Consider the following 19,793-nt stretch of genomic DNA (forward strand, 5'->3'; position numbering starts at 1 on the left):
AGCTATAAATATGAATCCGTTGCGACAAGTAAAATTTTTGTTTCATCAGCATGTGCATTAAAAATTTGATGATGATCTGTCGCTTCAAAATAGAGAGCATTGCCTTCACTCGCTATGTACTGTTCATCTCCTAAAACGAGACGAATACGCCCTTCGACAACATAAATAAATGTTTCAGAAAGGGAGGGTTCAAACTGCTTAAATTCACCATCAGCAGCAAGTGTTAAGAAAATGGGCTCCATTTCTTTTTCATTTGATGTAGGAATCAACCACTGAATTTCATATTTTTTTTCTTCATCTGTATAAGTAGATTGATCTTCCTTTGTATATACAACCTTTTGTTCAGGTGCTCCATCATCGAAAAATTCCTTAGGTGTTGACCCTAAAACTTCTAATAGTGAAAATAATGTTTCAATGGAAGGTGAATTTAGATCACGTTCTAATTGTGAAATATACCCTTTACTTAAATCTGTACGTTCTCCAAGTTCCTCTTGGGTAAGACCTTTTTTTAAACGAAGCGCTTTGATTTTTGCTCCTATTTGCATCTTTTCCCTCCTAGAAGAAGTTTAGCAATCATAAACTTTTGAAATATGAAGTTTACTTTAACGAAACTTTTAGTTTACTAAAACCATTACAATTATACATAATAAAAAAGAATTTGCAATCGTTTTTAATGAAAAAAAAGTAGATGAAATTTTTAGAAATTATACATAAATGTTGTATAGAAAAAATTTGTTTAAACTAGAATAAAATTGTTAAAAGTAGCTAATAAATAGGCTGTAGCAGCTATTCCATTTTGGGATTTGGCGAAAATTTGTCAGATAATTAAAAGTGTGCACTTTTGTGAAGTTTACTTGTTTGAAAAACTACGATTACTCTGCTATCGTAGAAGACGAGTTCGCTGGTGCGAATGGAATATATACACTACATATATAATCGGAGGGATTTATAATGGCAGAACGCATGGTAGGTAAACAAGCACCTGACTTTACAATGGAAGCGGTACTTGCAGACAAATCATTTGGCAAAGTATCATTAGAAGACATTAAAGCACAAGACAAATGGACAGTACTTTTCTTCTATCCAATGGACTTCACTTTCGTATGTCCAACAGAAATCACTGCAATGAGCGATCGTTACGATGAGTTCGAAGACTTAGATGCAGAAGTAATCGGTGTTTCAACTGATACAATCCATACTCACTTAGCTTGGATTAACACTGACCGCACTAAAAATGGTCTTGGTGAGTTAAAATACCCATTAGCAGCAGATACAAATCACCAAGTTTCAAAAGAATATGGTGTATTAATTGAAGAAGAAGGTATCGCACTACGCGGCTTATTCATTATCAACCCAGAAGGCGAATTAAAATACCAAACAGTATTCGATAACAACATCGGCCGTGATGTAGACGAAACTTTACGTGTACTTCAAGCTTTACAAACTGGTGGTCTTTGCCCAGCAAACTGGCGTCCAGGTCAAGCGACTCTATAATTTAAGAAGAGTTTTTATATCAGGCGTTGAACTAAATTCGAGGCTTGACGAAATTGATCATTCAAAAATAAAGAGTCCCCACAGTAAGTTTGTGGGGATTTTTTTAAACTTGATATAGGAAAAGGAGAATGTTTTATGAAACTTCGTGAACAAATGCCTGAACTTGCAGGCGCAACGACTTGGTTAAATGGAGAAGTAGCAAAAGCGGATTTAGTAGGCGAAAAACCAACGTTAATCCACTTCTGGTCAGTTAGTTGTCATTTATGTAAAGAGGCAATGCCGGATGTGAACAATTTCCGTGACCAATACAAAGATGAGTTAAACGTTATTGCTGTGCATATGCCACGTTCTGAGGAAGATACAAATTTAGAAACAATCAAATCGGTAGCGGCAGAGCATGATATTGTTCAACCAATCTTTGTGGATAGCGAATTAAAGCTAACAGATGCATTTGAAAATCAATATGTACCTGCTTATTTTGTGTTCGATAAAGATGGTCAGCTTCGTCATATGCAAGCTGGTGGTAGCGGTATGAAAATGCTAGAAAAACGTGTAAATCGTGTTTTAGATGAAATGCGTAACGCATAATAGCAATATCAGGCGAGGATGTTTTATTCCTCGCCCTTTTTTATGTAAAATACAATGTTAGTGGGATTATTATAGAGCATAGCAATGAGATGTATCTTGAGTGGAGAAGGATCCTTAAAAATGCCCAAGGGTTGTCTTTCTATGACGAATAGTCTCTTGTTTTGGCGATACATATAGCAGAGAATGCGTTACAATAAGGGTATAGTAGTTTTCGGAGGGATTTATAATGATGAAAAAAGAGTTTGCTGTCATTGGACTTGGACGTTTTGGAGGAAGCATTGTCCGCGAACTAATGAGTCAAGGGGCACAAGTTATGGCGATCGATCATTCATCAGAGCGGGTGGACGAATTCGCTTCCATTGCCACACAGGCTGTTATCGCAGATTCGACGGATGAATCGGTATTAAATTCATTAGGTATTCGTAATTTTGAGCATGTGATTGTAGCAATCGGTGAAGATATTCAGGCTAGTATTTTGACGACGATTATTTTAAAAGAAATCGGCGTTCAGCAGATTACTGTAAAGGCTCAGAATGATTATCATGAAAAAGTACTGCGTAAAATTGGAGCAGATTTTGTCGTGCATCCTGAGCGTGATATGGGGATTCGTATTGCTAATAATATGCTGTCTAATACAGTGCTTGATTATCTAGAGCTTTCTGATGAACATTCCATTATGGAGCTTAAGGCCAATGATGCGATTGCAGGTTATTCTATTATGGATTTAGATATTCGTGCAAAGTACGGGATAAATATTGTAGGCCTTAAGCGTGGTGCAGATATTATCGTATCTCCACAGGCGAGTGATAAAATTTTGCTAGGAGATATTATGCTTGTCATTGGGGCTGATGTAGATATTAACCGCTTTGTGAAAAAAGCATTGAATGGGTAATGAACATGAATAAAAGAAGATTGAAACTAGTTATATTTGCTGCAATTATTTTGATTGGCGCTTTTACGTTGCAGTCTCGCGAAAAAAATGAGAAAGAAGCTATTTCTCACATTTTAGATCATGTAACAGAAATTAATGCAATCGAGCTATTTGAAGGAGAGCAATCTGTTTTTAAAGCAACAGGTCAAGATGCAACAGCCTACATTGAAAACTACCCTCTAAGCCATGTTAAGAAATTAAGCAAAAAAGAACGAGCTGTATTTGAAGAAAAACCACTCTATCATATTGTCTATGAAATAAAAGGAGAGCCATTATATGAGGTGGATATTTTAAAGGTCGCGATTAGCTCTGAGCTAAATGAGGAATTACAGCAAATGGTTTTTAATGTTGGAGATCAGCAATATTTGATCTATTGGGTAAATGAGAAAAAAGCACTTGAGCAGTCAACAAATACGCAACGCTTGCTTGAACAATATGTTAAATAAAAGGGGTAGTGAAACAGCAACACGCTGTCATCACTACCCTTTTTTTAGAAACTAAAGACTAACTTTGGTTAACCTAGAACATAGTCGGCGTCTAGGCTAAAGCGCTACATCCTCGAGGTCGCTTCGATCCCACGGGCAAAAGTGGTGGAGCGTTTACTTTTGCTTCGGGCTCTCCAGCGCTTGTCAGATGTAAACGAGCGCTTTAGCGCATTTGTTCTCAAGACACAATTGTAGTTTTTCCTTGAAGTGCACGTTCTTGCATCTCTACATCAAACTCTTTTTCAGATTTCGATACGACTACACAAGCTACACCGTTACCAATTAAATTTGTTACGGCGCGTGCTTCAGACATGAATCGGTCAACACCAATTAGTAGCGCGATCCCTTCGACTGGAATCATTGGGAAAGCAGCAAGTGTCGCTGCTAACGTAATAAAACCAGAACCCGTTACACCGGCAGCTCCTTTAGATGTAATCATTAAAATTCCGAGTAGTGTAATGATTTGAATCCATGTTAAGTCCATTCCGTATGCTTGTGCAATAAATAATGCAGCCATTGAAAGGTAGATGGAAGTTCCATCAAGATTGAAGGAATAACCGGTTGGAACTACTAATCCAACAACTTGCTTAGAGCAACCAAAGTTCTCCAATTTACGCATCATAGATGGCAAGGCAGATTCAGATGATGAAGTACCAATTACTAAGAAAATTTCTTCTTTAATATAAGCGATAAATTTAAAAATATTAAAGCCGAAGAATTTTGCAATCGCGCCTAAAACAAAGACTACGAATAAGAACATAGTAATATAGACGGCAGCCATTAATAGACCTAAGTTGCTTAAAGATTTCAAACCAAAATTACCAATCGTATAGGCCATTGCACCAAAGGCACCGATTGGAGAAATTTTCATCACCATACTTACGATTTTGAAGAAAATTTCTGCCACTTGTTCAAAAAATGTAATGACCGGTTTTGCAGGTGCACCAATAGAAGCAGCAGCTAAACCGAATAATATTGCAGAGAATAACACAGGAAGTAATTGCCCTGCTGCAAGTGCACCTACAACGTTTTCAGGAATGATGCTAGAGATGAAAGCACCTAAACCTTGCTCACTTTCTGAAGCAGCAGTTGTAAATTTTGAGATATCAGCTTCGGAAGCACCTGATGTATCTAATCCAGTACCTGGGCTTACGATTAATGCAACAGCAATCCCGATTGCTAAGGCAATGGTAGAGACAATTTCGAAATACAGTAACGCCTTTCCTCCGATTTTTCCGACCTTTTTCATATCTCCCATACTACCGATTCCGATTACAACTGTTAAGAAGATAATAGGGGCGATTAACATTTTAATTAACTTAATGAATAAGTCTGCCAGGATTTTAAGACTTGCACCAAACTCAGGGAAGATGGCTCCAACAATAACCCCCAAAATGATCGCAGTTATAACCTGAACAGTCAAATTTTTCAGTAATTTCATTTTATGCTACCTCGTTTCTTAATTTTCTCTTTGATATCGTTTTCACTAGAATTATCATAACGAATCCTTTTGAAAAAAAGAGATTTAGAAAATAAGAAACATATCGTTCATTAAGTACATTCATCCATATTTTTAATGAAACGTAGTGTTTTCAATGGCCCAATCTGTTATGATACTGTGTCGTTAATTCATCTTTGTTATAATACAATAATAATTAGTGATAGAAAATTTTGTTTTATACCAATTTTTCGTAATATTGTTCATTAAGTTCATGACTTTATCCTACTTATGTCAACTAAAGTGTTGTCAAAAGATTTTTTTGAAGATAATCTTAAAAGCATATCATTTGAAGAAGTGAGATTGACCAAAGACTTTTATAGTGCAAATGCAGATTTGAAAAGGGGGGGATTTCAAATGATGAAAATGCCTGTAAACGGCAAAATATTGTTAGTAACATTTTTAATCATTGCTTTCTCCTTTTTACTGGGAGGCATTTTTGTACTCGGTAACCTTTTAACGGAGCAAGAAAAGGAGTTTGGTCAGCGTGCTATGCTCGTTGCACGGACTGTATCAAATGTGCCAGAAATCAGTACACATTTGAAAGATGACAATATGAAAGAAGCTGCGAAACATGTTAATAAAATTGTAGATGGAATTCGTGTTGTGAATAAAGCAGAGTATATTGTTGTGATGAATAAGGATCGTATTAAACTATCTCACCCAGTCAGTAAAGAAATAGGGAAGCGTAGTGAATCACAGGATTTAAACGCTGCCTTTAGTGAGCATTATTATGTATCGAAGGCGCAAGGGGAAGCTGGTGTAATGATTCGAGCGTTTGTCCCAATCATTGATGAGAAAAAAGAACAAGTGGGCATTGTCATTGTAGGGTATTCACTGCCTACTTTTATAGAAATGCTGCAAAATTATGAGCATGAAATTTTTATTACGATTCTGATATCCCTTGTTTTTAGCATCTGGGGGGCATATACACTTGGCCGGCATATTAAAAAGCAAATGTTTGGGCTTGAACCTCATGAGATTGCGAAGATGTATGTGGAACGAACAGAAACATTCAATGCTATGCATGAAGGCATTATAGCGGTCGATAAAGAAATGAATATTACAATTTTTAATGAAAAAGCAGCTGATATATTAGGCGTTACTACAAAGATAGAGGATTGTATTGGGGAAAATATTTATGATGTTTTGCCAGACACACGATTGCCTGAAATTGTTGAAACAGCAAATCCTGTATACAATCAAGAGCTCTATATTAATCATCATAGTATTTTGAGTAATCGTGTCCCTATTATAGTAAATGGTGAATTAGTCGGAGCTGTTGCTATGTTTAAAGATTTAACAGCGGTGAAAAAGCTTGCGGAAGAGGTGACGGGTGTTAAAGCTTTTGTTCAAGCACTCCGTGTACAAACACATGAGCATAAAAATAAGCTACATACGATTGCAGGTCTTCTGCAATTGGGACATACAAAGCAAGCGCTTGAATACGTTACAGCTACTACCGAAAATGAAGCCTCTTTAACGAAGTTTTTAAATGAACGCTTTCATAATGAAAATATTTCAGGATTATTGCTAAGTAAAGTTAGCTATGGCAAGGAATTAGGCATACAAGTAGAAATCGATCGAAAAAGTCATTTTAAACGCTTTCCACCATTATTAGATCACCACGATTTTGTTGTCTTATTAGGAAATTTAATTGAAAATGCCTTTGAAGCGCTAAATGTACTTTCAAAAGATGATAAATATGTAGCGATTTCTGTAGATGAGCATGACGATGTTTTAGCAATTGCTGTTTCTGATAATGGAATTGGGATGTCTGAAGAGGTGCAAGCTCGTATGTTTGAAAATGGATTTTCTACAAAGGCAAGCGAGAATCGCGGTATTGGCTTGCATTTAATAGATGAAATTGTAAGAAAAGGTAATGGTGATATTGAAGTTGTGAGTGAATTTATGAAAGGGACAAGTTTCTTAATCTTATTGGAGTTAGGAGAAGAGTAGATGGATGTAATGAACGTGTTATTAATTGAGGACGATCCGATGGTACGAGAAGTGAATAGACAATTTATAGAGCAAATCAAAGGATTCTCGTTAATAGGCTATGCTAGTAATGGGATAGAAGGGATTGAGAGGATTAAACAATTAAACCCCGACCTAGTCTTTATGGATATTTTTATGCCCGAGCAAGATGGCATCATTACGTTAGGAAAAATTCGAGAAGAACATCTTCCTGTTGATGTTATTGCTGTAACTGCTGCGAATGATATGCCTACTGTGCAGCGAATTTTACACTTAGGCGTCTATGATTATATTATGAAACCTTTTACATTTGAACGAATTGAGCAAACTTTAAAGAATTATCAATCCTATAAAAAGAAAATAAGTGGTATGGAAGATCTAACACAGCATGATGTGGATCATCTAATGCAGCAACGTATACCTGAACAAATAGCTGTTCCCCCAATCACTGAGACAATTGTAATAGAAGAGCTACCAAAGGGTTTTAACCGGGCAACATTAGGCAAAGTGCTTGCCTATATTCAAGAAAGTAACGAAGCGGTATCAGCGGAGGAAGTGTCTACATATATTGGGACAGCGCGCGTAACGGCTCGACGTTACTTAGACTTTTTAGAAAAACAAAATTTATTAAAGGTAGATATACAATACGGAAGTGTTGGACGTCCTATCCATCGATATTATATTTAACTTCTTTCAGCGAGTGTCCAAACACCCGCTGAAATAGAGGAACTTAGGCTAAGAACTTCTCATCCTGTGAAGACGCTATCACAAGACGTGATGCTTTTAACCTTCGTTCCTCTATTGCGAATCGCTAAAGTGTCGCCGAGTCGGAACGTGTTTTAACAATTATCATCAATATTTTGGGTATTAGTCATTGATTTTCCATTAATGCTTTGTAATAATAAAGAAAATTTTAGTTGTATAATTACCTGAATTTTTCAAAAAAGGACGAGCGTTATGATGGTAAGGGGGAGGATCATGAAAAAATATATTCAATACAATGCATTTCAAAATGAAGAGGTAATAATTGCGATACCTGCGCTTGGTGAACGTAAAGAAATGTTTGCAGCATTAGCCAGCGCCCTTCCAGAAGCCCATGTTGTAGCAATCGATTTACCGGGGCATAATGGTCGACTAGACAGTGATTTTTCATTTCAAACGTTTATCAATACGATAAAGGAAATTATGGAGCATATAAATATTACTAAAGCTCATTTTCTTGGGAATTCAATAGGTACATGGATTATTCAAAAGTTTTATACAGACTATCCAGATTCGGTTAAATCATTAATATTGTTAGACGGTGGGTATTATTTTATAGGAGAATATCAACTTGATGATAAAGCAGAAATACAATTACCTATCATTGAACGATTAGAAGATTTACAGGAAGCTATTACTGAAGAGGTAAGTAACATGGTGAATTTATCGACTGAAAATAAAGAATATTTGCGTAATTATTTCTTGCATAATTTCGTTGAAAAAAATAATATTTTTTACCATCACAGCGACGTAAGAGCTTTAAATGATTTGTCAAAAGCAATTGAAATAAATAATTACTGTATAGAAAATGAAATTCCATTGTCGGTGTTATTACTGTTGGCTGATGACCATCCAGATAGTTTGTTACATAAGAAGTTAAATGGGTTTCAAGAAAGACAACCAAATGCACAAGTTGAGATTATTCCTAATAGCTATCATTTTTTGCCCCTTACCAATCCTAGTGAGGTAGCTGAGCGGATTAGAAAGGAAATCTTTCATTAATTTATTCAAACTTTTTCAAAGCCATAAACTGCTTAAAGCACTATAAGAAAAAGGTGAGAGATCAATAATAAAAATTTGAAACTTATTAGAGGAGGGAGCAGTTTGCATATTCCGAATAAATTGACAGTAGGTGATGAGATACGTGTTATCGCACCTAGTCTTAGTGCGGCAATCATCACAGTAGAAGGCGCTGAACAAACAAAGAAAAAGCTTGAAGAGTTAGGCTTTCGTGTATCTTTTGGTCGACATATTTTTGAATGCGATCTACAGCATTCATCATCAATTGAGCATAGAGTTGCAGACATTCATGATGCCTTTCGTGATGAGGGTGTAAAAGCTGTATTAACAGTTATTGGTGGTTTTAACTGTAATGAAGTATTACCTTATTTAGACTACGACATGATAGCAAATAACCCAAAAATCCTTTGTGGTTTCAGTGATATCACAGCTTTAGCAACAGCTATTACAAAAAAATGTGGATTTGTTACGTATTCTGGTCCTCATTTTTCTAGCTTTCAAATGGAAGAGGCACAAGACTATCAGTTAACCTATTTCCAAAAATGCTTAATGACTAATACATCATATACGATCAAGGCGTCAAGCGTTTGGAGTGATGATGCGTGGTATTTAGATCAACATAATCGTCATTTTGAAGCAGCTAGTTGGAAGGTGTATTCTGATGGAGAAGGAAGTGGACAATTATTTGGTGGGAATTTATGTACGTTAAATTTACTTCAAGGCACACCGTATATGCCTGATTTATCGAACAGTATTTTATTTGTAGAGGATGATGAAATAGTTAATCCAGAAATATTTGCCCGTGATTTCACCTCGTTATTGCAAGCTACTAGCAATATTAAAGGTATTGCGATAGGGCGTTTCCAAAGAGCTTCGAATATGACAGAGGAGCAGTTACATTTTATTTTAGATAAGCATCCCGAGTTAAAAAGCATCCCAGTTATCTATGATGTTGATTTTGGACATACACAGCCAATTTTTACGTTTCCTATCGGAGGTGAAGTTCAAATGGACACGGAAAACTTGATGATACAATTCATTCAATTTTAACTTCTTTCAGCAAATATTTTTTGTAGCGACAGGTACAGATGATGAATACGGTTTTAAGTCACTTTTCAGCAGGTGTCCCAACATCCACTGAAAGAAGTTAAAGCCTCCGGCGGATGTCACGGAATCGGAAAGGAGTTCTTAGGGGATGTTAGCCTAAAAACATCGCATCCATGCGATAACGGCTAACTGACCTGCATCGGTAAAAACGCCACGTCCTGCATTACCGAAATGACCGACATCATGTCGGCCCTCGTGCAGGCCTAAGCACAAAGCCGATTCCGGACGCAATTATGCCGAGGCATAATTGATAAAGAAAGGGGCTCGATCAAGATGTTAATAAGAGAGGCTGTACGAGAAGATACCGAGCAGGTCATAGCTGTCATAAAAAATGCGGAAGAATCTAATTTTATGTTATTCAAGCCAGGTGAACGAAAGTTAGAGACTGAACAGTTTACTAAATTTATCGAGAATATGAACAATAACAGTCATTCAGCTTTATTTATTGCTGAAATTGAAAAGGCTATAGTTGGTTATTTAATTGTTCAAGGTAATCAAACGCCATCTAGAGTTTCGCATCGAGCCTATATAGTCGTAGGTATCCATAGTGATTATAGAGGACGAAAAATAGGTACTGCATTATTTAGTCACCTCGACGATTGGGCAAAAGAAAAGGGTATGCATCGCCTGGAACTAACAGTAATGGCTAATAACACAGCTGGTATAGCTTTATATAAAAAAATGGGATTTGACATTGAGGGGACTAAAAGACATTCCTTATATGTTGATGGGGAATATATGGATGAATATTACATGTCAAAAATATTGGAACAGTAAGAAGAGCCCTACTGAATAATTTCAGTAAGGCTCTTCTTTTAAAAATACATATCATCTGTAATAGCATACATTTTAATATTTTGGTGAAGTCCTTTAACAAACATACTTTTTCGTAATATACCTTCGAAAAGCATACCCGATTTTTCCATTACTTTTTGGGAACCGATATTGTCCTCAAAACAGCGTGCTTGTATTCGAATCATTTTTAATTCGTTAAATCCGTAGTCTATTAATTTTTTTACTGCTTCGGTCGTAATCCCTTTATTCCAATAATCTTCAGAAATAACATAGCCAATCTCAGCACATTTATGTTGGTCATTAACAGAAACAAAGTCGATAGTGCCGATTAATTTCTGCTCATATTCAATGCCCCATAATAGATGATTACCTTGTTCATACCCATTTAAAACTAATTCAACAAACACTTTTGTTTCGTCTAAACTCTTATGAGGACTCCATGTAACAAAGCGTGCAACGTTTTCGCTAGAAGTGTAATTAAACATTGCTTCTAAATCATTTAATGAAATAGGTCGTAATGTTAATCTTGCAGTTTTTAAAACTGGTGGTGCTTGTATAAAAATGTTCTCGCTCATAAAACTCCTCCTTAAAAGCATTTTAATGTATTTAATTATAACGAGATTTTTGAATTTTCATTAAAATTTTTATTTGAGATTGAGAGGGGATGTTATTTTGTTAGAACGTATTTCATGTAGAAAAGTTGATCTTCGTTCCGGCTGGGTGGCTCTTTGCGGCTCATCTGACGCTTTGCTCTGCGCGAAAGTGACGCGGCAGCAACAAATGTTTTCAGTGCGAAAGCGAAGCGGCAGCAACGAAGCGCTCAGCTGTAACGGAAATCAACCCTACGTTATGCAATGGGTTATAGCCAAAAGGTTTCTTTAAAATATAGAAAAAAGGGCCCCCTTTAAAGGAGAGCCCATTTTACATTTATTTGTTAATTTTCTTCCATGTCTTTACGGTTTTTCTTTAACATTTTAGATAGCATTTCATACACGATTGGTACAACTACTAATGTTAATAATGTTGAAGATAGTAAACCACCAATTACGGTAATCGCCAGGTCTTTTGAAATTAAGCCGCTGCCACCGTTACCGATTGCCATTGGAATCATCGCACCGATTGTTGCGATAGCAGTCATTAAGATTGGACGTAAACGAGTTGCCCCTGCCTCTAAAATAGCCTCGCGCATAGCAAGTCCGTCACGTTCCATATGGATAATGCGGTCTACTAATACGATGGCGTTTGTTACAACGATACCTATTAGCATTAATAGTCCCATCATAACAGAAACAGAAATAGTTTGATTTGTGACGTACAAGCCGACAAATGCACCAATTACTGCGAATGGTAGTGAGAACAGAATAGCGAATGGTGCTAAACCTTCACCGAATGTTACTACTAGAATGAAGTAAACGATCGCGATTGCAGCTAACATAGCAATTCCAAGTTGTGTGAATGTTTCTTGCATATCTGCTGCAACACCTGCAACGCCAGTCGTTACACCTTTAGGTAAATCTAATTTATCGATTTCTTTATCAGCAGCAGAAGTTGCTTTTGAAATATCGTCACCGATAAGCGTACCAGAAACTTTTGCGAAATATTCACCTTTTGAGCGAGATAATGTGTTTAACGTAGTGCCTTCTTCTACTTTTACTAACTCACCGATTGTCATTGTTGTGCCTAAAGCTGTTTGGATTTTAGTAGCTAATACATCATCAATTGATTTAGCTGCAGCTTTTTCTTCACGTTGTACAATAACATCGATATCTTCACCATCATACTGAACTTTAGTTAAAACTTCAGGCGATGTATTTTCATTTAAAGCCATTACAATTTGAGCAGTAGTTAAACCGTATTGTAGAACATTCTTTTGATCTACTTTTAAGGTATGCTCAACAAATGGATCTTCATTATCAGACTTAATTTCTTCTAATCCATCAACTTCTTTTAATGCGCCTTCCACTTGTTTCACGGCTTTGCGAAGCTTATCTAGATTTTCACTATATAATGTGTAACTCACTTCATTTGAAGATCCTGACATTGATGAGAAGTTTTGAGATTTCCATTCACCTGATTGACCGATGTTCGTTACATAGTCTTCTACTTCTTCACGTGCTTTAGGGAAGTCCTTCATATCTGGATCGAAGATGAGGTACATTAAGGCACCGCCAGCACCGCCACCCATCATCATTGCTGAAGGATCAACATGTTTAGGGTCATTGATAGAAACTTGCAAAATATCTACGTCTTTGCGTTTCATTAATTCTTTTTCTACTTTTGCGACATTTGCTTCTGTATCTTTCATTAGCTCGCCTGTAGCAGGAGTATACGTTAAGTACATAACCTTTTCTTCTTGAGAGCCCATGAAACTGAAGCCGATAAGTGGTGTTAAAGCAAGAGAACCAACAAGCAATACAATCGCAATAACTGATGTAATGATTTTATGGTTTAATGCTTTCGCTAATACACCTTTATACCAAAGAGCTAGTTTACCAACTTCTTTATGTTGACTTTCTTTTTTCTCACCGTATATTTTTTTACGGAATAGGAAGTGAGATAAAGCTGGAACGATTGTAATCGCCACTATTAATGAAGCACCTAGCGCAAATGACATTGTTAACGCAAATGGCATGAATAATTCACCAACCATACCGCCTACAAACATTAGTGGGGCGAATACGGCCACAGTTACTAATGTAGAAGAAAGGATTGGTTTGAACATTTCAATTGTCGCTTCACGAATAAGAGCACGACCTGTTAGTTTTTCTTCTTTTAAATGGATACGTCTATAAATATTTTCAACAACTACAATGGAGTCATCGATGACACGACCAATTGCTACGGTAATCGCACCGAGAGTCATAATGTTTAATGTGATATCCATCCAGTTTAATAGTAGTAATGCCATGAATACTGAAACTGGGATAGAAATAATCGAAATAATTGTTGATTTGAAATCACGTAAAAATAGTAAAATAATTAATACGGCAATGGCACCACCGAATACTGCTTTTTCAATCATTGTGAAGACTGAATCTTCAATTGGTTTACCTTGGTCAAGTGAAATATCCACTTTTAAGCCGTCTAATGATTTTTCTTCGTCTTTCATTAAATCTTTCACTGCATTTACGACTTTTACCGTATTTGCATCTTGAGCTTTAACGATTTGAATCGCAATCGCATCTTCGCCATTTGTACGGGATACAGATTGTACTTTACCTTCGACCTCAATCGTTGCAATATCGCCTAAGCGAACGAATGGTGAAGGATTTGTAGCTGAAGGTGTAACTGGGATCAATAAGTCTTTTAACTGATCGATAGATTGTACTTTACCATCTACTGATACGGCTTGTTCGCCAACAGTAAATTGATATAAACCAAGTGATAGCGACATATCACTTGCTTGAATCATTTGCTTGACAGAATCCTCTGTTAAGCCGAGAGCAGCCATTTTCGCTTGATCATATTTAAATGATATTTCATTAATGTGCTGGCCGTTAATAGTTGCTGAAGCAACGCCATCAATTTTTTCAATTTTAGGAAGTAAAATGTCTTCTACTGTTGACGTTAAATCAACAATATCTTCCTTAGAGCTACTAATTGATAAAGCGACAACTGGCATCATATTCATGCTAATTGCCATAACTGTCGGCTTTTGAGCACCTTCAGGTAATTTGATAGATTCTAAAGCGGACTCTAATTGGCGTTTTTTCTCATCCATATCAATGCCGTAGTCGTATTCAACTTGAACTTGTGCTACGTTTGAAGAGGAGTTTGAGTAAACAGCCTTTACATCTTCTAAGCTTTCTACTGCCTTTTCAAATGGCATGGAAAGCTCATTCATAACCTGTTCAGGTGTTGCGCCAGGATAAACACCCATTACAATTAAATATGGTATAGAAATATCAGGTATGGATTCCATTTTCATTTTTGTACCTGAATAAATACCAGAGACAGTGATGATAATTGTTAATAACCACACTGCCAATTTGTTTTTCAATACGAAATTAACTAAACCTTTCACCTTTACACCTACCCTTTATTGACTAACTTGATTCAGTTATTTATACTAATGACTAATCGGTCATTTGTCAACGATATACATTAGGAGAGAATTAAAAGTATGTTAAAAAAGCAACTTATTATGGAGAAAGCGTTGGAGCTTTTCTCAGAACAAGGCTTTGAAGCTACATCTGTACAGCAAATTACAGAACGATGTGGGATTTCAAAAGGTGCATTTTATTTATCTTTCAAAACAAAAGACGAGCTTATAATTTCCATGGTAGAGAACTATCTACAACAGTTTGTTATGGATGTTGACCAAGTAGTCAGAAGTTCGCTTAGTAAAGATATCAAATTAGTTGAGTTTTATAAAAGTATTTTTCAAGCATTTAAAAACCATGCTGCACCTGCCCGTGTGTTTTTTAATGAGAAAGTACTTCTTTCAAAAAAAGAGTTGTTTCAGAAAATAATTGCCTATGATGTCGAAATGTCTAAGTCGATTATCTATATGCTGGAGCAGTTATATCAAGATGAACTCCACGAGACAAAATATGATGTCATGTATTGTATTAAAGGGTTTATGAAAAGTTATTCGGAACTCTTTATTTTTTCTGATATATCACTCGATTTAGAGCTATTGGCTAAATCTCTAGCTGAAAAGACGGAAATTATTGCACGGCATACGACGATTCCGTTTATAACCGAAGAGCTTATTCAATTGACAGCAAAACCTTGTAATGAGGAAGTTTCTCAGGAATCTTTACTAGAATTAATCGAACAACATCTAGACGGATTAGAAGACTCTATAGAACGCGAGTCTCTTGAATTATTAAAACTTCAGGTCGAAAATACAACCTATAGTAAAGCGATTTTAAAAGGTTTGATTGAAAATATACGCTTGCAGCCAGACCATAGATGGGTTGCTTATGTAATAGCTAAATACTTTAATGTTTAGGCATGGAATAGGATTGGTCACTTTAAAGGGTGAACAATCCTGTTTTATTGAAATTAAGTGGTCGTACGAAAAATTGAAGTGTTAGTGGCGCTAATGTATTAGTCTAGGGAGTAAAATTGAGTTGTTATTACTATATACGAAAAAAAAGCAAAGAGGTTTCAGAAAAATGGAAATAAAAAAACTACGCAAATTTGCGTAGTTTTTTGTGAGGAGGTTAAACCTCCATAATAATTGGTAAAATCATAGGTCGACGTTTTGTTTTTTCAAATAAATATGGTCCTAATACGTCAGTAATTTCATTTTTCAGCTCAGTCCATTGAGGAGTTTTGCTTTGAATTGTTTCGTTAAGGTGACGGTTTAGCATTTTTTGTGCTTCATTAATCATTGTACCTGACTCGCGCATGTAAACAAAGCCTCGCGAAATAATGTCTGGGCCAGAAACGATTTTTTGATTTTCCATATCCACACTTACAACAACGATCACTAAACCTTCTTCCGAAAGGATGCGTCGATCACGTAAGACGATATTGCCGATATCTCCAATACCATTGCCATCAATATAAACGTCTCCTGAAGGGATGCGACCTGCTACATGTGCTTCGTTGGCACTTAATGCTAGCACGTCACCATTCTCCATAACGAATGTATTTTCAAGTGGAACATCACAATCTTCTGCTAGATGAGTATGCATTTTCAACATACGGAATTCACCGTGAATCGGCATAAAGAATTTAGGTTTCATTAAGCGTAGCATTAGTTTTTGTTCCTCTTGAGAACCGTGACCAGACGTATGGATATTATTAAGTGCACCATGAATAACTTCTGCACCTGCACGGAAAAGTAAGTTGATAATTTTGTTTACACTTACCGTATTTCCTGGTACTGGCGAAGAAGAGAAGACAACTGTGTCACCAGGTTGGATTTGGATTTGACGATGTGTGCCATTTGCTATACGAGAAAGGGCCGCCATCGGTTCACCTTGAGAGCCTGTGCATAATATCATTACTTCATTTGCAGGAAGACGATTAATGCTTTGGGCATCAATAAATGTATCCTTTGGTGCATTAATATAGCCTAGTTCACGACCGATTGTAATGGCATTGTCCATCGAACGTCCGAAGACAGCAATTTTTCTTCCGTATTTTATAGCAGCATCTGTTGCTTGCTGTAAACGGTGAATGTTGGATGCGAAAGTTGCAAAAATGATACGACTATCAACCTTACGGAAAATTTCGTCGATACTTTTTCCAACTGTACGCTCTGACATAGTGAAATTCGGCTTTTCTGCATTTGTACTATCTGAAAGTAAGCATAGTACTCCGTCGCGTCCGATTTCAGCCATTTTTGTTAAGTTGGCTGGCTCGCCTACAGGTGTAAAATCAAATTTAAAGTCACCTGTATGCACGATGTTACCTGGTGGTGTTTTTACAACAATCCCGTAAGCATCTGGAATACTATGTGTTGTTCTAAAGAAGCTAACAGATGTTTTTCTGAACTTAATAACATCTTCTTCTTTAATTTCGATTAGCTTTGTTGTACGTAGTAAGCCATGCTCGTCTAACTTATTGCGAAGTAAGCCAAGTGCAAGCTTACCACCGTAGACAGGGACATTTACTTGACGTAATAAGTAGGGAATACCACCAATATGGTCTTCATGTCCATGGGTAATGAATAATCCTTTAATCTTGTCGACGTTGCGTACTAAATACGTATAGTCCGGAATAACATAGTCAATACCGAGTAAGTCGTCTTCTGGGAATTTAATGCCGGCATCAATTAAAATGATTTCATCTTGAAATTGAACGCCGTAAGTGTTTTTGCCGATTTCGCCCAGTCCGCCGAGCGCGAAAACAGCTGCTTGGTCATTTTTAACAAACTTCATGTTTGTTAAATTTCCTCTAAGACGAAGTTCGGACTTGCTTGTTCGTAAGCTAAATAGTTACCTTCAAGCAGTTGGATGAACTCGATGTTGTAGTTTCGGTCTTTTAACTTTTCACGTACTTCGCGGTCTGAAGCAGCTTCAAGGTATAGACTTTTAGTATTTTCGCGAACTGGAATTTCATTTGCTTTTTGTTGGTAATAAACTTTGTAAATCATAGTTTGCTCTCCTTTTATTGCGTACATTTTTTTGCAGCTTTGACTAATACCACGCACGTACTACAAGAAAAAACAACGAATTTCTAGTATACTAATGGCGAAATTAGGCGTTTGAAGTTCTTGTATCTCAGTATTTTAATCCAGACGTAATTACAACAAGTTGCAATTGAATAAAGCAATGAGACAGTGGTTGCACATAGCCAAATAAATGCATTTCCTTTATATTATCACGCAGTTACTCTAAAATAAAGAAAAGCCCTTCAAATAATGAAGGGCAAATGTTAGGCAATTGATTTTTTTCCGAGTATGCCGCGAAGTTGCTTCAACAATTTGCGTTTGAGTTTCTTCAGCATGGCACATCACTCCTTAGGATCATTATAATGAAAAATCATACCTCTGTAAAGTCGTTGGCCTTTGCAGAATAATACATAATGAAGGGGACTATAAGATGAAGAAAATATTATTTTTTGATGTAGATGGTACGCTTTATAATAGTGAGAAAATATTACCTGCTTCAGCGAAAGAAGCGCTTTTTGAGGCTCGTCGAAATGGCTATGAGCTAGCGATTGCAACTGGCCGTGCGCCATTTATGATTCAGACCTTACTAGAAGAGTTGGATATTAATACGTATGTGACATTTAATGGGCAATATGTTGTTTATCGTGGTGAGGTTGTCTATACAAATGGTGTTGAGAAAGACGAGCTAGCCAAAATCATTGCCTTTGGTGAAGAACGGAACGAACCTGTAGTATTTTTAGATGACAAGCAAATGATTGCATCTGTTGAAAATAACGATATGGTGGCAGAAAGCTTAAATACTTTAAAATACCAGTATCCAAATTTAGACTCAACTTATTATATGCAGAACGATGTATATCAAACACTTATTTTTATGGAAGAAAAAGATGAACATTTATATCGTGAAGCATTTCCTAACGTGCAGTTTATACGCTGGCATCGCTATTCTTGTGATATTTTACCGAAGGGAGGCTCGAAGGCTACTGGTATTGAAAAGGTTCTTGAGAAAATGGGGCTGACACTAAATGATGCCATTGCTTTTGGAGATGGTATGAATGATATAGAAATGCTACAGGCTGTTGGGACAGGTGTGGCAATGGGGAATGGGCATGAGAGAGTAAAGGCTGTTGCTACCCATATTGCAGAACATGTAGATGAGGATGGCCTTGCTAAAATTATGCGCCAATTAAATATCATCTAAAGAAATTAATGAGAAGCAACTAGTTGGAGGTATTAACTACAGCTAGTTGCTTTTGTATTTCATAAATTTCATTCAGTATCTATGTTTGTACTTACTATTTTTAACTGTACACCTTTATCCGTGAAATGATTGATCGTTTCTTTAGAGAGTCCACAATCTGTAATAATCATATTTACCGCATCTGCTGGACAAACTTGAATAGCGACATCTTTGTCAAATTTCGAAGAATCAGCTGCTACATACACAGTTTGAGAAATATTAATAATTTGTTTTCGGGTGATAGCCTCTTCTAAATTGAAATCTGAAATTCCTTTTTCAATCGACACCCCACTAGCACAAATAAAAGCTTTATTAATATTTAAATGATCGAAGCGGAAGAGGAAATCATTAGACGTTACAGATTTTTCAGAATGACGAACTTTACCGCCGATAATGATCACTTCAATATTGGAGCCTATTAAATCAAAGGCTACGGGAAGTGAGTTTGTAATAACGGTTAACTTCTCTTTTTCTAATAAAAAAGGTGTCATTTGATATGTGGTCGTTCCACTATCTAAAAAAATACACTCCCCATCTTGTACTAAAGAAGCACAAGCTTTTGCGATTGCGATCTTTTCTGGTAGCTGTTCATGGAATCGGTTATCCATCAATCCCTCGGCAGGTTCCATATATTTAACACCACCATAAAACTTCTCCATTTTCTTATCTTGCACAAGCTGATGAATATCACGACGTATTGTTTCCATTGATACATTAAACTCTTTTGTTAGCGTTACTAATTTTACTACCTTATGTTTTCGGACAAATTGCAAAATATGCTGTTGCCTTTCTATTGTATACATTGCACATCACCTCTATTAAAT

18 protein-coding genes are annotated in these 19,793 nt (G+C 36.4%); 11 read left to right on the forward strand and 7 right to left on the reverse strand.

Going from position 1 to position 19,793, the window contains the following annotated elements:
- Nucleotides 1–2 precede the first annotated feature (2 nt).
- A complete protein-coding gene (locus ACVYAD_RS00080) occupies nucleotides 3–545 on the reverse strand; it encodes a helix-turn-helix domain-containing protein (protein ID WP_476423846.1) in 543 nt (180 codons plus the stop codon).
- Nucleotides 546–951: 406 nt separating this feature from the next.
- Between ACVYAD_RS00080 and ACVYAD_RS00085 the strand changes: the two genes are divergently transcribed.
- The 4 genes from ACVYAD_RS00085 (at nucleotide 952) to ACVYAD_RS00100 (ending at nucleotide 3,459) form a co-directional block, all read left to right on the forward strand.
- Nucleotides 952–1,494, forward strand: coding sequence for a peroxiredoxin (locus ACVYAD_RS00085; RefSeq protein ID WP_197142165.1), 543 nt, complete (start codon nucleotides 952–954; stop codon nucleotides 1,492–1,494).
- Nucleotides 1,495–1,629: 135 nt separating this feature from the next.
- On the forward strand, nucleotides 1,630–2,082 hold the full coding sequence (locus ACVYAD_RS00090; protein ID WP_476423847.1) for a TlpA family protein disulfide reductase: 453 nt from the start codon (nucleotides 1,630–1,632) through the stop codon (nucleotides 2,080–2,082).
- A 229-nt stretch (nucleotides 2,083–2,311) separates the two neighbouring features.
- Complete coding sequence (locus tag ACVYAD_RS00095) at nucleotides 2,312–2,974, forward strand: potassium channel family protein (protein WP_079559812.1); 663 nt, start codon at nucleotides 2,312–2,314, stop codon at nucleotides 2,972–2,974.
- Between the two features lie 5 nt (nucleotides 2,975–2,979).
- Nucleotides 2,980–3,459, forward strand: coding sequence for a hypothetical protein (locus ACVYAD_RS00100; RefSeq protein ID WP_476423849.1), 480 nt, complete (start codon nucleotides 2,980–2,982; stop codon nucleotides 3,457–3,459).
- Nucleotides 3,460–3,676: 217 nt separating this feature from the next.
- Here ACVYAD_RS00100 and ACVYAD_RS00105 read toward each other — a convergent pair whose 3' ends face one another.
- Nucleotides 3,677–4,939: a dicarboxylate/amino acid:cation symporter gene (locus ACVYAD_RS00105; RefSeq protein ID WP_476423851.1), complete on the reverse strand. Its 1,263-nt coding sequence runs from the start codon at nucleotides 4,937–4,939 to the stop codon at nucleotides 3,677–3,679.
- Nucleotides 4,940–5,353: 414 nt separating this feature from the next.
- On the opposite strand from ACVYAD_RS00105, the gene ACVYAD_RS00110 reads away from it, so the two are divergent.
- From ACVYAD_RS00110 to ACVYAD_RS00130, 5 genes are all read left to right on the forward strand, one after another.
- Nucleotides 5,354–6,955: an ATP-binding protein gene (locus ACVYAD_RS00110; RefSeq protein WP_476423853.1), complete on the forward strand. Its 1,602-nt coding sequence runs from the start codon at nucleotides 5,354–5,356 to the stop codon at nucleotides 6,953–6,955.
- Nucleotides 6,956–7,660: a response regulator gene (locus tag ACVYAD_RS00115; RefSeq protein ID WP_386826935.1), complete on the forward strand. Its 705-nt coding sequence runs from the start codon at nucleotides 6,956–6,958 to the stop codon at nucleotides 7,658–7,660.
- 291 nt (nucleotides 7,661–7,951) lie between these two features.
- Nucleotides 7,952–8,737 (forward strand): alpha/beta fold hydrolase, encoded by a 786-nt coding sequence (locus tag ACVYAD_RS00120; protein WP_476423854.1) that lies wholly within the window; start codon nucleotides 7,952–7,954, stop codon nucleotides 8,735–8,737.
- A 102-nt stretch (nucleotides 8,738–8,839) separates the two neighbouring features.
- Nucleotides 8,840–9,805: a S66 family peptidase gene (locus tag ACVYAD_RS00125; RefSeq protein WP_476423855.1), complete on the forward strand. Its 966-nt coding sequence runs from the start codon at nucleotides 8,840–8,842 to the stop codon at nucleotides 9,803–9,805.
- Nucleotides 9,806–10,135: 330 nt separating this feature from the next.
- Complete coding sequence (locus ACVYAD_RS00130; protein ID WP_476423857.1) at nucleotides 10,136–10,639, forward strand: N-acetyltransferase family protein; 504 nt, start codon at nucleotides 10,136–10,138, stop codon at nucleotides 10,637–10,639.
- A 38-nt stretch (nucleotides 10,640–10,677) separates the two neighbouring features.
- Here the strand turns inward: ACVYAD_RS00130 and ACVYAD_RS00135 are convergent, their stop codons facing one another.
- Together ACVYAD_RS00135 and ACVYAD_RS00140 are read right to left on the reverse strand one after the other, a co-directional pair.
- The gene (locus tag ACVYAD_RS00135) at nucleotides 10,678–11,232 is read right to left on the reverse strand and encodes a GNAT family N-acetyltransferase (RefSeq protein WP_476423858.1); all 555 of its coding nucleotides are present in this window, start codon (nucleotides 11,230–11,232) and stop codon (nucleotides 10,678–10,680) included.
- 359 nt (nucleotides 11,233–11,591) lie between these two features.
- Nucleotides 11,592–14,681 carry an efflux RND transporter permease subunit gene (locus tag ACVYAD_RS00140; protein ID WP_476423860.1) on the reverse strand — a complete coding sequence of 1,030 codons (3,090 nt, stop codon included), beginning with the start codon at nucleotides 14,679–14,681 and terminating at the stop codon, nucleotides 11,592–11,594.
- A 99-nt stretch (nucleotides 14,682–14,780) separates the two neighbouring features.
- On the opposite strand from ACVYAD_RS00140, the gene ACVYAD_RS00145 reads away from it, so the two are divergent.
- Nucleotides 14,781–15,614, forward strand: coding sequence for a TetR/AcrR family transcriptional regulator (locus tag ACVYAD_RS00145; RefSeq protein WP_349658986.1), 834 nt, complete (start codon nucleotides 14,781–14,783; stop codon nucleotides 15,612–15,614).
- A 214-nt stretch (nucleotides 15,615–15,828) separates the two neighbouring features.
- Here ACVYAD_RS00145 and rnjA read toward each other — a convergent pair whose 3' ends face one another.
- Both rnjA and ACVYAD_RS00155 read right to left on the reverse strand, forming a co-directional pair.
- A complete protein-coding gene (gene rnjA, locus ACVYAD_RS00150; protein ID WP_349658985.1) occupies nucleotides 15,829–17,496 on the reverse strand; it encodes a ribonuclease J1 in 1,668 nt (555 codons plus the stop codon).
- A gap of 5 nt (nucleotides 17,497–17,501) precedes the next feature.
- Entirely contained in the window at nucleotides 17,502–17,711 is a 210-nt protein-coding gene (locus tag ACVYAD_RS00155) for a DNA-dependent RNA polymerase subunit epsilon (RefSeq protein WP_349658984.1), read from the reverse strand.
- A 448-nt stretch (nucleotides 17,712–18,159) separates the two neighbouring features.
- Between ACVYAD_RS00155 and ACVYAD_RS00160 the strand changes: the two genes are divergently transcribed.
- Nucleotides 18,160–18,930, forward strand: a complete 771-nt coding sequence (locus ACVYAD_RS00160; protein WP_386826925.1) for a Cof-type HAD-IIB family hydrolase — start codon at nucleotides 18,160–18,162, stop codon at nucleotides 18,928–18,930.
- 68 nt (nucleotides 18,931–18,998) lie between these two features.
- Here the strand turns inward: ACVYAD_RS00160 and ACVYAD_RS00165 are convergent, their stop codons facing one another.
- Complete coding sequence (locus ACVYAD_RS00165) at nucleotides 18,999–19,772, reverse strand: DeoR/GlpR family DNA-binding transcription regulator (RefSeq protein ID WP_476423863.1); 774 nt, start codon at nucleotides 19,770–19,772, stop codon at nucleotides 18,999–19,001.
- Nucleotides 19,773–19,793 lie beyond the last annotated feature (21 nt).

The organism is Lysinibacillus sp. G1-3 (assembly GCF_056322905.1).